This is a genomic window from Nocardia niwae NBRC 108934 = DSM 45340, from assembly GCF_001613465.1.
In the GTDB taxonomy this organism is placed as follows: domain Bacteria; phylum Actinomycetota; class Actinomycetes; order Mycobacteriales; family Mycobacteriaceae; genus Nocardia; species Nocardia niwae.
On sequence record NZ_BDCK01000041.1, the window covers coordinates 23,257 to 36,906 of the forward strand.

Annotated in this window: 12 protein-coding genes; 7 read left to right on the plus strand and 5 right to left on the minus strand. The window is 70.2% G+C overall.

Translation table 11 applies throughout. The features are described 5' to 3' along the window. The first annotated feature begins 9 nt into the window (after positions 1 to 9). Entirely contained in the window at positions 10 to 249 is a 240-nt protein-coding gene (locus tag NNI01S_RS26890; protein ID WP_063023177.1) for a DUF2530 domain-containing protein, read from the plus strand. A 9-nt stretch (positions 250 to 258) separates the two neighbouring features. Here NNI01S_RS26890 and NNI01S_RS26895 read toward each other — a convergent pair whose 3' ends face one another. Next, entirely contained in the window at positions 259 to 2,319 is a 2,061-nt protein-coding gene (locus NNI01S_RS26895) for a neutral/alkaline ceramidase (protein WP_063023178.1), read from the minus strand. Positions 2,320 to 2,445: 126 nt separating this feature from the next. Between NNI01S_RS26895 and NNI01S_RS26900 the strand changes: the two genes are divergently transcribed. Continuing rightward, positions 2,446 to 3,063, plus strand: coding sequence for a TetR/AcrR family transcriptional regulator (locus NNI01S_RS26900; protein WP_245676385.1), 618 nt, complete (start codon positions 2,446 to 2,448; stop codon positions 3,061 to 3,063). 7 nt (positions 3,064 to 3,070) lie between these two features. Here the strand turns inward: NNI01S_RS26900 and NNI01S_RS26905 are convergent, their stop codons facing one another. Beyond that, positions 3,071 to 5,989, minus strand: a complete 2,919-nt coding sequence (locus NNI01S_RS26905) for a sacsin N-terminal ATP-binding-like domain-containing protein (RefSeq protein ID WP_439956147.1) — start codon at positions 5,987 to 5,989, stop codon at positions 3,071 to 3,073. A 77-nt stretch (positions 5,990 to 6,066) separates the two neighbouring features. Beyond that, positions 6,067 to 7,800 (minus strand): DUF3027 domain-containing protein, encoded by a 1,734-nt coding sequence (locus NNI01S_RS34805; RefSeq protein WP_245676386.1) that lies wholly within the window; start codon positions 7,798 to 7,800, stop codon positions 6,067 to 6,069. 17 nt (positions 7,801 to 7,817) lie between these two features. Here NNI01S_RS34805 and NNI01S_RS26915 point away from each other — a divergent pair, with 17 nt between their 5' ends. The 3 genes from NNI01S_RS26915 to NNI01S_RS26925 all read left to right on the plus strand — a co-directional run bounded on the left by NNI01S_RS26915 (position 7,818) and on the right by NNI01S_RS26925 (position 11,158). Next, on the plus strand, positions 7,818 to 8,591 hold the full coding sequence (locus tag NNI01S_RS26915) for a glutaminyl-peptide cyclotransferase (RefSeq protein WP_063023184.1): 774 nt from the start codon (positions 7,818 to 7,820) through the stop codon (positions 8,589 to 8,591). A gap of 78 nt (positions 8,592 to 8,669) precedes the next feature. Beyond that, positions 8,670 to 10,580, plus strand: coding sequence for an MFS transporter (locus NNI01S_RS26920; RefSeq protein WP_063023186.1), 1,911 nt, complete (start codon positions 8,670 to 8,672; stop codon positions 10,578 to 10,580). After that, on the plus strand, positions 10,577 to 11,158 hold the full coding sequence (locus tag NNI01S_RS26925; RefSeq protein WP_063023188.1) for a DUF2771 domain-containing protein: 582 nt from the start codon (positions 10,577 to 10,579) through the stop codon (positions 11,156 to 11,158). Before NNI01S_RS26920 ends, NNI01S_RS26925 begins: the two co-directional genes overlap by 4 nt. A 310-nt stretch (positions 11,159 to 11,468) precedes the next feature. Here the strand turns inward: NNI01S_RS26925 and NNI01S_RS26930 are convergent, their stop codons facing one another. Next, positions 11,469 to 11,888: a cold-shock protein gene (locus NNI01S_RS26930; protein WP_063023190.1), complete on the minus strand. Its 420-nt coding sequence runs from the start codon at positions 11,886 to 11,888 to the stop codon at positions 11,469 to 11,471. A gap of 187 nt (positions 11,889 to 12,075) precedes the next feature. On the opposite strand from NNI01S_RS26930, the gene NNI01S_RS26935 reads away from it, so the two are divergent. Both NNI01S_RS26935 and NNI01S_RS26940 read left to right on the plus strand, forming a co-directional pair. Then, the gene (locus tag NNI01S_RS26935) at positions 12,076 to 12,318 is read left to right on the plus strand and encodes a hypothetical protein (protein WP_063023192.1); all 243 of its coding nucleotides are present in this window, start codon (positions 12,076 to 12,078) and stop codon (positions 12,316 to 12,318) included. A 407-nt stretch (positions 12,319 to 12,725) separates the two neighbouring features. Next, positions 12,726 to 13,352 carry a resuscitation-promoting factor Rpf1 domain-containing protein gene (locus tag NNI01S_RS26940; RefSeq protein ID WP_063023194.1) on the plus strand — a complete coding sequence of 209 codons (627 nt, stop codon included), beginning with the start codon at positions 12,726 to 12,728 and terminating at the stop codon, positions 13,350 to 13,352. Positions 13,353 to 13,435: 83 nt separating this feature from the next. Here the strand turns inward: NNI01S_RS26940 and NNI01S_RS26945 are convergent, their stop codons facing one another. After that, positions 13,436 to 13,624 carry a hypothetical protein gene (locus tag NNI01S_RS26945; RefSeq protein ID WP_039795086.1) on the minus strand — a complete coding sequence of 63 codons (189 nt, stop codon included), beginning with the start codon at positions 13,622 to 13,624 and terminating at the stop codon, positions 13,436 to 13,438. Positions 13,625 to 13,650 lie beyond the last annotated feature (26 nt).

Consider the following 13,650-nt stretch of genomic DNA (forward strand, 5'->3'; position numbering starts at 1 on the left):
GCTGGGCCCGTGACACAGAAAGTCCCGCAGCTGCCGCCGCGCCTGACCGATCCGCGTCCCGTGCTCGCGGTCGGCAGCGCGCTGTGGCTGATCGCCACCGTGGTGGTGTGGGCGGGCGGCGATCGGTGGGCATCGGCCCGGCCGGTCTGCCTCATGGGATTGGTGGTCGGGGCGCTCGCACTCGTGATCTACCTGGTCCAGCGGCGCGGCGCCCGGCGCGGTGACAAGGGCGCGCAGACGGGTCTGTAGCCGAGCGGTTTACGGTCGGGCCACCTCGAACTCCTCGGTCGTGCCGGTGAGCGGGTAGAGCGCGCCGTCGGGATCCAGGCGGGTCGCGTAGTGCTGGAAGCGGTAGCGTCCCGGCTCGGCGTCAAGGGGGATGTCCCAGGTGAATCGGGCCACCGACTCGGCGAGCCCGCGCTTGCTCCAGTGATATTTCACCGCCCACTCGCCCTCGTTGGCCACCCGCACCCACGCGCCGGACGTGGTCCCGCGCTGCACTTCCAGGAAGGTTCCGTTGCGGCGATTGTCGTGTTTCGGGTGCGCCGAGACGAACTCCGCCAGGACTTGATCTCCGGGAGCGTAGGTCCGGTGCGGCTGCGTCAAGACGTCGCCGAACCCGCGGCCAGGCGCGGCCGCGTCCGGACCGGCGCCCGGCTGAAAGTTCGGCTGCAGGTGGGACACGTCGCGCGGCGCCGGACCGCGCGGCACCGCGCTGCGAGCGGCGAATGCCTCGGCCAGGCGGGTGAACTCCTGTTGATAGGCGCACAAGGTGTAGCGGCCGAACAATGTCGAAGCGCCCTCGTACTGCTGGGAGTCGTATTCCTCCGGGGTAGTGACGTATTCGTGGTAGGCGTTCGCGTATCCCTGCAGGAGCACCTGCTCGAGCGGAACGTTCAGCGCCGCGGCGACGGCCCGGCGGATGCGCAGGCCCGACGTGATGGTGAACTCGCCCCCCGCGGCGGCCAGATAGAGCTCGCCGATGCGAACGAGCTGGATCGGCAGCACGTTCGGCACCCAGGCCACCGGCGGCAGCAGGCCGAGCGGCACCGCGATCGCTTTCGGCGCCTGCGCGTCCGCCAGCCAGGCCGGCGCGGGCTGGGCGGGATCGCCCAGCGCCGCGAGAAACGGATTGCGCACGCCTTCGGGGATCGGGCCGCCGGGCAGACCCGGACCGTCCTCGACGCTGCCCGCGATCAGCGAGACACCCGCCGCGGCTGGTGCGGTGTGCCGTGGTTGACCGTCCGGAGTGAAACGACCGTCAACGGCGATGTCGGCCAAGTCGATGTAGCAGAGCATCGCCTCGACCGGGCCTGCGATCGATCGCGCTTGCGCCGCCGCGTCTTCGGATGCCGCGTACTGACGCTCGCCCAGGATGCGGGTGTTCTCGAATTCGTCCTCGGTGGGTCCCGAACCCTGGCGCAGGTTCAGATTCGGAGACATGTCACCGGCATTGGTCTGCGCGAAAGCCGCTACGTACTCGGGCTTGCGGTCCAGATACCGCACGCCGTGCTCGATGTGCTCGGCGCAGAACGCGGCGTAGCCCTTGTTGTCGGAGCTGATCAGCCGGTTCGCGTTGGTCATGGACGTGTTGTGCGTGGCGAACCAGGTGATGGTCCCGGCCGTACGGCCGCCCTTGCGCAGGACGAGAGTGGTCACCGCGGGGTCGATGGCGTCCGGGAAATGTTGCTTGTCCGCAGGCGGATTGAGTTCCCACGCCACCCGCGAGCGGTTTACGCTCGCGTTGTGCAACTCGGTGCGGCCGAGCGCGAGCGAGCCGGGGCCGAGGTCGGCGTGCGCGGCGGCGACGGCCTCGACGATCCCGTTCACCTCGGCGTCGTACACCTGCTGCTGGAAGCCGAGAATGGACAGGTTGTAGGCGTAATCGTTGCTGGAGCCCCCGCAGGTCGCGTGCGAATGCGTCGAGGTGAGCAGGACGTTCTGCTCGGTGTAGAGCCCACCGAAGCGCCGGGCCAGTTCGGTCAGCACGCCGCGGTGCACGGATTGGAAGATCATCCCGTTCTCGGCGACCACGAAGACGATGCGCCGCCCCGCGCTGCCGATGATGAACGCCCGCGCGCGCGGGCGCAGGTGTATGCCCGCGGTCTGCTGCTCGAGCTGGGAGTAGCCCATCATCCCGCATTCGGCGGCCGGGCCGGTGATGTCGGAGAGTCCGACCCCGATCTCATAACCGCCGGAATCCGGAACGGCGGCCGCCACGGCGCCGAGCGCGCCGGTCATCCCGGGCACCGTCGCGGCCGCGAACGTGGCGGAACCGAGCGCGGTCCGGGCCAGAACAGTTCTGCGTGACACCGGCATTCCCGTCTCCCTTCTGTCCCGATGCAGCGAACCACACAACTGGTCACTCGTCCAGTCCAGGTTTTTCCGGCCTGCGAATTGACTGCGCGGGCCGTGGGCGCTTAACTCCCTTGGGTGTCCTCCCGATTGAGCGTCGAAGAACGACGGGCCCACCTTATCGAGGCCGCGATCGGCCTTGCCGAGAAAAAGGGCGTCGCGGGCGTGACCACGCGCGATGTCGCCCAGGCGGCCGGTGTCTCGCTGGGTGTGGTGCATTACTGTTTCGAAAACAAGGACGCGCTGATGACCGAGCTGGTCAAAGCGTTGTCGATGGAATTACGCGATTCCGTCGACGCAAACGAAACGGTATGGCAGGACGTCGGAAGTGGAAAAGAAGCCCTTCAAAAATTGATCCGCGCGGGACTGGAACTCATGTGGCTGAACATTGAAGCCACTCCGGAACGGCAGCTGCTCACTTACGAAACCACCACTTACGCGTTGCGCGAGGGCGAACAAACCCCGGCGAAACTCGCGATCGCGCGCGAACAGTACAACTTCAACGACTCCACCGTCGCCGACATCCTGGAGCACGCCCGCGACGCGACCGGCACCAGCTGGTCGGTCCCGGTGCAGACGCTGAGCCGATTCACGCTCAACGTCATCGACGGCGTGGTGCTGCGCTGGCTGGTGGACAACGACAGCGAGAGCGTGCGCGGCCAGCTCGATCTGTTGAGCGAGATGATCACGGGATACGCGGCGCAGTAGCCGCGGTTCAGCCGCGTAGGTGCGGTGCGCGGACGTGCACGGTCGCGCCGGTCTGCCACCACGGCACCGCGACGGTGGCCTCGATGGCACCACTGAGCCGCACAGTCAGGTCCTGGTGCACAACCAGTTCGCCCATTCGCGCGGGCAAGGCGAACAGCTGCCGCAGCACGACTCCCAGCGGCTCCGCCGCCCACGTCGTGCGGCGGCCGGTATCGATCACCTCGGCCGTGACCGCTTCGGAGACCAGCCGCAGGTCCAGCAGAGCCGCCAGGGCCGATGCGGTTTCGCTATCGCCCGCCACCAACCGATCCGCCGGCACGGCCAAGCCGAACCACGGCCGGTCGAGGACGAACGCGTCTTGCGGCTCGGCCACGACGCCGGACAGCGCGCGCACGCGATCCGGCGGCTGCAGGTCGGCGAGATCGAGCCGGCCCGCGGCGACAGCGTCCGACAAGCGGGCGTGGGTCCGCGAGACCACTTCCGGGGATGGCGTTCTCGACGGGTCCGCGAGCGCCGCCAAGAGCGCGGCGGCCAATTCCTCGGTGATCGTCCCCGGATCGGCAAGGACGGCGCGGTAGGCGTCCGGATCGACACCTGCCACGGCGAATGCCGATAGCAGCCCGTCGAATTCGATGTCGGCGGGATGGCGGAAGAGCCCCAGCGGCGTGCTGTCGATCCGCGCGTATCTGCGCAGCCACCATGCGGTGTAGCCGTCGGCGTCGGCGAGCAGGCGGCGGGTGCGCGGCGTCGCGGCCAACTGCCGCAACGCTTCCGGCCACACCGCGTCGTCGACCAGATCCAGATCACGGACGGCGACCAGCTCCGGCGGATCGTCCGCCAGCGTGGACCACCAGCGTTCCTCGTCGTCCAGGTCATGGTCCGGCCCGGTCGGATCGGCCTCGACGACCACGCTGAAATCCCAGCCGACGCCGACAGCGCGCAACGCGTCCGCACCGTAGCGGTCGACCAGCTCCGGATCGACCGTGCCGAACGGCGCGTCGGGCGCGAGCAACGCATGCAAAGGCGCACCGGGCAGCAGCAATTCGTCGGCGGGCCGGGGCTCGGCTTCCGTGTCGGGCAATTCGAGCAATCCCAGCCACGGTGGCAGCGCCTCCCGGTCCGCGTGCGCGGCGAGACGCAGGATCGCGTCGGCGGTGTCGGGGTCGTCCGGGTGGTCCTCCAGGTCGGCGTGCAAGCCGGGATCGGTCAAGAGATCCTCGGCGGTGGCCGATCGCGCGCCGAGCCGGGCAAGCAGGGGGTGCGCGGCCTCGGGATGCACCAGCCTGGCCCAGTGCACCGGGATGGCGACCTCGAGCTGATCGTCCAGCACCACAGTGCGCGGACCCGTGACGAGCCTGCCATCGGCCAGCGGGACCGCCAGCGCGCCGAGTTCCTCCGCGGCCAGCGGGTCTGCGGCGAACGGTTCCAGCGCGGCGTAGAACGACCGCCACCAGCTCGGCGACCGCTCCAAGCCGCCGGACAACTCCGCCAGCCGCGCCAGACCCAGCCGGTGCACGTCCAGCAAGGCCATGGCCTCGGTATGCGCCCGGCCGGAGAGGTCGGCGATCACCAGTGGGCCGACCATCTCATCGAGCAGGTCGGCCAATTCCGGAGTCAGACCGGCGAAGACATAGGCGCGGGTGGGGACGGCGACGTCCCGGGGATGCGGCGCTACGGTGATCGACCGTGGCTGAGCCGCGCTCGGCTCGGCGGCGGCTGTGCCGCTCGACGCGTCGGCCGCCCCGGCGGTCCCGATATCGCCCGGTTCGGCGCCGACCCCGGCACTCGGGACAGCGAAGCCCTCCGTCGCGGGTCCATCGCCGGACACATCGGCCGGTTCGACGCCTGGCATGTCCGGCAGTTCCCCGTCGAACGGGGCATGTTGGTGCAGCCGTTCGTCGGGGGTGACTATCACCGGAAGCCACGGGTGCGTTTGCAATTCGCGCAGCAATGCCTCGCGCAGCAGCCCATCGGCCTCACTCCGAGCGAAACCGGGTGCGGGGACCAGCACGAGACGGTCACGCGGCGGAAGGGCGCGGGCGAAGCCGGCGTAGCCGTCCGCCAGTTCGGCGAGCCGGGCGCCGGGCAGCAACCTGCGGCGGTCCGGCTGCATCGGGATGTCCGCGATGAGCAGCGCGGGCAGGGATAGTTCCTCGTCCGACCTGGTCGGCGCCCGCAACACGTCCGGCGCGGCCGCCACCGGCTTGCCGTCGCGCACCGGCAGCAGCCAGCGGGCGCGCGGCGCGCGGTACTGCCACCAGGTTCGCTGGACGTCGCCGGGACCGTCGACGTAGACCTCGTGCATGCCGCCGCCCATGTCCTCGGCGCTGCTGACGAGTTCGTCCGCGCCGATGCGGATGCGCTGCAACGCGGGCAGCTCCAGCAGCAGGTCGACGGCTTCGGCGCGCATCGCGGCCAGCAGCGCGCCGGCGTCGACGTCCGCGCGCAGCCGCAGCACCACCTCGGTGTCGAGACCGTCCGACGGTCGCGCCTCGGTGGGCCAGGCCAATCGCAACACGGGCGGGACGAATTCGCCCGCGGCGCCGTCTGGCGTCCGGATCTCGCTCTGGCGCAGCGCTTCCCGGGTCGCGGCACGGGAGAACCGCAGCGACCCGGACACCGACCGCAGCTCGATGTCCTCGCTCACCGCGAGCACCGCGGTGAATCCGACGCCGAACCGGCCGACGGTCTCGCTTGCGGACTTCCCCGACGCGCGCAGGGCAGTCAGCGCGTGCACACCGGAGACGTCCAGCGGCGCACCGGTATTGCCGGTGTACAGGTCACGGCCATCGAGCCGGACGACGACGGCTCCGGCCACACCCGCCTTGCGCGCGGCGTCGGCGGCATTCTGCGCGAGCTCGGTCAGCAACCGGTCGCGGTAACCGGCGCGCACCAAGTCGCTCTCGGAGGCCGCGTCCTCCCGCAACCGCGTCGGTGAGTCACGCCATGCGGCGAGAACCGCAGCCCGCAGCGCCGAAGTGCCGAACGGATCGGCGGCCTCGCTCAGCTCCGCGGCGATGACTGGAACTCCGGCCGTGCCTCTCCACCAGGCCCGTGATCGGCCGACGACCCGGTGCCCTCCTGCCCGGCCGCCGGCACGTCCGTAGCGCTGGACGAAGACTCCTCGGCGTCGGTCTCGGTCGATCCGATGTCGCGTGGCTGATCAGCCTCGGTGGCGGTCACCGAAGCCGGTGGCGCGTCGGGCTCCGGCTCACTTCCACCGGCGGCAGCGGCGGTGTCCGCCGCATCGCCTGCGCCGAACGACCCCGTGCCGGCGTCGTCTCCCGCGACGCTCGGCTCGTTCGGAGCGTCGACCGTGGAACCCGAGGAGGCGTCGGACGTGCTGTCGTGGGCAGCAGGCGGCTCCGCGCTGTCGTCCGCGCTCGGCGTCGTCCGCATGGCGGATGGCACGGTGAACGCGGCGGAGTCGATTTCGCCGATTTCGGCGGCGCTGAACGCCTCGGTCGCCTCGGGGGCCGTGGCCGCCGTGCTGTCGGGGGACCGGGCGTCGGTCGCGCTCGAAGCTTCGACGGCGGCTTCCTCCGCGACGGCGGCTTCCTCCGCGACGGCGGCTTCCTCCGCGACGGCGGCTTCCTCCGCGACGGCGGAGTTCGCGTCATCTCGCACCGCTACCGCCCCCTCGATGACTGCCGGTTCCTCGTCCGCGTCCTGGGGAAGCACAGCGTCCTGGGCGACGACCGTATTCTCGTCGGCCGCAGCGGCGTCGGCGTCTGCCGCACCGGCAGACAACCCCGTGTGCTCGGCAGCCGCAGCAGCGCCTGCGTCTGCAGCACCACCAGACAACTCGGCATGCTCGGCAGCCGCAACGTCCCCGATGCTCGCGGCGGACTCGACTTCGGCGGCCACCGCACCCGCATGGGCCGCAGTGGCCGAGGTGGCGTCCTCCGCCTGCTCGGACACCGCCTCGGCGGCCCCGCGCCGATCGTGAGCGGGCGTCGACGCCTCGGCCTTACCCTTCGGGGCAGCGTCGGTTTCGAGCGAGATCACATCGATGGCCGCGTCGTCGTAAGCCTCGTAGAGCGGCGACCCGTTGCCGGTGGGGACCTCGGTGTCCGAGTGCGCGCCACAGCCGTAGGCGACGTGGACGACGCGCCCGTCGGCGCCCATGGCGTTGCCGCACACGCCGAACGCGGCGCGCAGCGACCCGGCCAGCGGCAGGTAGAAGCCACAGGTCCCGCACGTGGCCGGCGCGGCCTTGGCCATCTCCGCATCGGGACCGTGCTCGGCGTACCAGCGCTCGGCGGCCTCTGCGCGGCCTTCTCTGCTCATCACCTTGGTGCGGCCGAGACCGAGCTCGTAGGCCACTTCGTCGACCACCGGATCGCCGGACGCGACGTATCCCGGCACCAGGCGCGGGTCGTCGGCGGGCGGAGCGAGCAGGTCGCCGGGCGCGAGGTCCCCGGGGCGAACGCGCTGCTCCCAGGGCACGAACTCGGGCGCGACCAAGGCGTCGGGCCCGGGCAGCAGCGCGGACTCGCTCACCGTCGCACGGCCCGCGCCGGGCGGGGCCGCCACCACCACCGCCCACTGCCACCCGCGGTAACCGGGCAGCGTGGCCTCGAAGCGGTGGGTCGCCGCGCTCTCGTCCTCGGCGATCACGCCGAGGTGCGCACCGACGCCCGATGGTTCCAACTCCAGGAGCGCACGGCGGGCCAGGTCGACGGCATCAGCCAGAATCGGCCGCACGCCGGACTCCGAAACAGAAACTGCGCTCACGGCCTACATTTTGCCGTATGGAACGCAATCGCCGTGCGTTGGCCATCGGTGTGCTGGTCGGCTTGCTCGTCGCGGGGGGATGCGGCGACGTCGCGGACCCGGCACCGAGGATGAACATCGAGGTGCTCGGCACGCGGCCGCACGATCCGAAGGCGTTCACTCAGGGTTTGGAAGTCGACGGCGACGTCCTCTACGAGGGCACCGGTCTGGCGGGCGCGTCGAGCGTGCGCGCGTCCCGGCTGACCACCGGCGAGGAACTGGCCAGGACCGAGTTGCCCGCCCCGTACTTCGGCGAGGGCATCACCCTCGCCGGCGCCACGCTCTGGCAGCTGACCTGGCACGACGGCGTGGCCATCGCCCGCGACCCGGCCACCCTCGCCGAACGCGGCCGGGTCGGCTACGACGGCGAAGGCTGGGGTCTGTGCGCCCGGGACGGGCGGCTCGTCATGAGCGACGGCACCGACCGGCTCACCTTCCGCGATCCGGTCACCTTCGCCTCGACCGGCTCGGTCGAGCTGACCAGCCACAACGGCGCGCGTCTCAACGAACTCGAGTGCGCGGCCGACGGGTCGGTCTACGCCAACGACTGGCCGACGGACACGATCCTGCGCATCGACCCGGACTCCGGTGCGGTGCTGGCGACCGCCGACGCCGCCGGCCTGCTCCCCGCGACCGCACGGGCCGACGCGGACGCCCTCAACGGCATCGCCCAGCTGCCCGGCACCGACCGGTTCCTGATCACGGGCAAGAACTGGCCCACCATGTTCGAGGTCCGCTTCACGCCCGCCTGAGCGCGACCCGACGGTCACTTTCCGCCGCCCCGGAGCGCGGATGAACGCCCAGCACGCGAGTGCGCCAGAATTGGAGTCGTGACTACTCCCCGCGAACCCTCCGGTCCCGACCGCGATCGGTGGGAAGGCGAGGAGGTCCCACCGTTCGACCGGCATCCCGGTTTCGACCGATACCCGCCACCCAACGCGCCGCGACGCCGCGGGCCGCTGCCACCGCTCGGACCGCGACCGGGACGTTCCGAGCAGCCCTACGACGGGCCCGGCCCGCGCCGCGAAGCGTCGCCGGAACCGCCGCGAACGAAACCTTTCCCACGCGGAGGTGACGTCGAACAGCCGAAGACCTCCGACCGCGCACCTCGCCACGTCCAGCACCGCCCGCAACCGCCTCGTCCCACCGACCCGCCGGGCCGCGCCGAACCGGAATATCCCGAGACCACCGTGCAAGATCAGGTCCAGCCTTCCGAAAGCGAGGGTCCCGCCGGCGCCAGGCGGATGCCGCGCAAACTCACGGTCACCCGCGTGGCCGCGATGCGCGGCCGGGAACTCACCGAGAAGGGCATCGCGACCTTCCAGCGCGCGGCCAAAGCCGACGGCGCGGACAAGTCGGGCCTCACGGCGCTCACCTACGCCACCATGGCGAACTTCGCCCTCGACGCCGCGATCGCGGTGGCGCTGGCCAACACGTTGTTCTTCGCCAGCGCCACCGCGGAGAGCAAGACGAAGGTCGCGCTGTACCTGCTGATCACGATCGCGCCGTTCGCGGTGATCGCCCCGCTGATCGGACCGATGCTCGACCGTCTGCAACGCGGGCGCCGCCTGGCGCTGGCGACGTCGTTCGCGGTGCGCATAGTCGTGGCGGTGGTACTGATCTTCCAGTTCGACAGCTGGGCGCTGTATCCGCTCGCGCTGTGCATGATGATCGGCAGCAAATCGTTCTCCGTGCTCAAGAGCGCGGTGACGCCCCGGGTGCTGCCACCCGACATCGATCTGGTCCGCACCAACTCCCGTCTGACGGTGTTCGGCCTGGTCGGCGGCACCATGGGCGCCGGAGCGCTGGCCGGTCTGGCCGCCGCGATCGCGGGCTCGAACGGCGCACTGGTCTTCGCGGCGCTGATCGCCTGCGGGGGAACATACCTCAGCCTGCGCATCCCCTCCTGGGTCGAAGTGACCGAGGGCGAGGTGCCCGCCACGTTGAGCTATCACGGCCCCGACGCACGCACCGAGGTGCTCGCGTCCGGCAAGGAATCGACGATCCCGCCGCGCAAACGCAGGCAGCCGCTGGGCCGCGCCGTGGTGACGGGGCTGTGGGGCAACAGCGCCATCCGCGTGCTGACCGGGTTCCTCACCTTCTACGTCGCGTTCGTCGCCAAGGCGACCGAGCACCGGCCGGTGCAGCAGGCCCTGATGCTCGGCGCGGTCGGCGCGGCCGCGGCCATCGGCAATTTCGCCGGAAATGCGACGGGCGCCCGGCTCGAGCTCGGCAGGCCCGCGCTGATCGTGCTCGGCTGCACGGCGGCGTGCGCGCTGGTGGCGCTGTTCGCCACGTTCGCGAACAATCTGCTGGGCGCGGCGGCCGCCGCCTTGGTGGCGTCCGCGACGAGCGCGCTGGCCAAGGTGTCGCTGGATGCCTCGATCCAGGACGATCTGCCGCCGGAGTCGATCGCCTCCGGCTTCGGCCGATCGGAGACCGTGCTGCAGCTGAGCTGGGTGGTCGGCGGCGCGGCCGGTGTACTGCTGCCGACCGATTACTGGAAGGGCTTCGCGGTGGTCACCGCGATCCTCGTGCTGGGCTTGGTGCAGACTTTCCTCAGCTTCCGAGGCCACTCGCTGTTGCCCGGCCTCGGCGGCAACCGTCCCCAGCACGCGGACCAAGAGGTACCGACGACCCGGCCGCTCGAATATCCGGTGAGTGCGCCCCAGGCAGACGATCCGGCGCCGCGCGGTGGCACCAAACGCTTTCGACGAGGGCAAGGAGACCCCATCTGGTGAGCAAGCTCAACGCACGCACGATCGCCGCGCTGGTCGCGGCCGCCCTGCTCGTGCTCACCGTCGCCTTCGCGGGTGTGCTGGCGGTGCTGGTACGCAACGCCGACGAACCCGACGTCACCCTCACCGCCTACGCGCACGGCAAGACGGTCACCGTGCGGCCGTTCAGCTACTGCGCGGTGACCATGCAGGACTGCCGCATCCTGCCGGAAGAGAACGTGCCCGGCACGGTCTTCTCGACGCTGAACTGCGCGCCCGGCACGCCGGACTGTCACCGCGGCCGTACCGTCGAGTTGGACGTGCCCGCCGGTTACCCGTTGCAGCTGTCGCTGCCGAAGCAGGTCGCCGACGCGCCGTGGCTCGCACAGTTGGTCTATCTCCTGCCGAACGGAGAGAAAGTCGACCAGGTGATCAGCCGCAACGACTATCCCGACCGCGCGCTGGCATTGACCATCGACTCCAAACCGGAGCCGGACCTGCGCCTCATCGGCGTCGAGTTCCAGCTGCCGATCCTCGCCCGCGACGAAACCGGCCGGGAGTTCTACGTGCCGCACGCCACCTGGTCGATCAGCACGGCGTAACTGAACGGCAGCACTCGCGGGGCGCGCCGTTCGGATGGAATCAGCCGGGCAGGCGCCCCGCAGCCGGGTGAGCAACGCTTCGTCGCGATCGAGCCGAGGGAGCCGTGGAGCGATGACCGCATCACGCGACCATCGGCGCGACGCGGCCACGGCGGCGATTGCCGCGCAACGTCTTTGCCGAAGGCCGCCGAATACGGTTGCGAGGCAACGCGAAACGTTGCTGCGCTGCGGTCACCAACTGAGCACATCGGGCCCGGCCACGGGCTCCGGGCCGGTCAGACGGACACGCAGCGCACGAGGCGCTGCGAGATCAACGATCCAGTTCGCGCGCCACGGCGCGGACGACCTCGGAGATGCGTTGCGCCGTCTTGCGATCCGGGTACTTGCCCTTGCGCAGGTCGGGCTGCACCTTCGCCTCGAGCAAGGTGATCATGTCCTCGACCATGCCGTGCAACTCGTCCGGCGTGTGCCTGCGCGCGGCAGGTTCCTTGCGCGCGTTGCGTTCCTGACCCTGGCGCACCGAAGGCGGCGCCTCGAGCAGCTTGAGGCTCAGCGCCTGGGGGCCGCGACGGCCCGCCGCCATGCCGAATTCGACGCGCTGGCCGGGTTTGAGGCCCTCGACGCCCTGCGGGAGCGCGGACGAGCGGACGTAGACGTCCTCACCCTCGTCCTGGGAAAGGAAGCCGAAGCCCTTTTCGACGTCGTACCACTTCACCCTGCCGGTCGGCACTGCGCTCACCCGTTCGTCATCGAAACTCGGACCCCTACGGCCCGAGCACATCCGTCTACCGGGCCGATCATGCGACCGGCCCTATTCCTGTGCGAAAAGAACGCGCCCAGCAGGATTGCAGGACGCGATTGCCATCGAGTCTACCCCGGTGCGAATAACGCAAGCACATCAGTTTTACCGTCGAGCCGTGACGAACCCTTCCGCCCCGACCCCCTCCGGCGGCGCCCCCAAGCGCCGCGGCGACTGGTTGCTGCAACTCGCGCTCGCACTGTTCGCGCTCGGATTGCTGGCTATCGTCGTCATCTTCGCGGTCCCCGTGCTGACCGATGGCGAGCCGGGGCTGTGGCTCTATTTCGGTGCGATGCTCGCGCCGCTGGGGTTCGTGCTCGCGCTCGTGTTCGCGCTGCGCTCGGGCCGCAGGTCCCGGTAGAACCGGAGAACGGACCTCCGAACCAACGCGAACCGGTTACCCGGTGCGATCGTTACCCACTCCGATGTGTGATCCTCATCACATTACGAGAAGGTCACAGAGCGGTGTCGGCGCACCCCGGCCGCAGCCGTACCGCCTCTAGCTGGGCGAAGGCTTCTTTCCCAGTTGAGACCGCGTCGAGACCCGTTGGTACACGCCGGTTACCAAATAGTGATTTTTCCCGCGGTTCGACGTACGGTCTTATCCAGCCGGGACACCCGGCGACCACCGGCCCGCCGCACCGAGCCTCGCCCCGCGGGTACCGGACCCCCGACGGAAACGTAGGGGCGAGGGCGGAACGGACGACCTCTCAGTCCGAACCAGAACCGAAGACGTCGCAGGTGCGTCGAGAGGAAGACGAACCCGATATGAGTGGACGCCATCGCAAGCCAAGCTCGACCGGCCGCACGGTAGCCAAGGTTGCCGTCACCGGAGCCATCATCGGCACTGCCGGTGTGGCTTTCGCAGGCAACGCCAGCGCGGCACCCGACTCCGACTGGGATCGACTCGCTCAGTGCGAGGCCGGCGGCAACTGGGGCATCAACACCGGCAACGGTTTCCAAGGCGGGCTGCAGTTCTCCCCCAGCACCTGGCGTGCCCACGGCGGCCAGGAGTACGCCGCCAGCGCCAACCAGGCCTCCCGCGAACAGCAGATCGCGGTCGCCGAGAAGGTGCTCGCCTCCCAGGGCTGGGGCGCTTGGCCCTCCTGCTCGTCCAAGCTGGGCCTGAGCAGCGCGCCCTCCCCGCGCTCCGCTCCCGCCCCCGCCGAGACCCCGCGCTGGAACCCCGCGCCGCAGGCCGCCCAGGCCGCGCCGGCGGACACGCAGCAGATCTTCTCGGCCGTCGACCGCGCTCTTGAGGTCGTGCAGAGCCAGGGCGTCCAGGTGCCCAAGGAAGCTCTCGACTTCTTCAACGCCGCCAAGTCCAGCGGAGTCACCCTCGACCCCGCGATCGTGAACTTCTACGAGGCGAACAAGGGCCTGCTGCCCTCCTGATCGCCCCGCGACGTCGAGAAGGGCCCCGCATCACTATGGATGCGGGGCCCTTCTCCGTAGCCGAGAACGTTCCGTTCGCGCGCTCAGCGGTTGATCACCGTGTTCGGGTGCATGTAGGGCAACTGCTCAGCGGGGACCGGGAACTCGGTGTCCTCGCCGTAGGGCGAGAGACCACCGGAGCGGGCCGAGGAGAGTTCGGTGACCGCGTGGTCACCGTCGGCGACCTTCGGCCAGCCGTTGTCGACATAGGATTTCTTCGATTTGTTCACCACGACCTCATTGTGGCATGGGCGGTTCT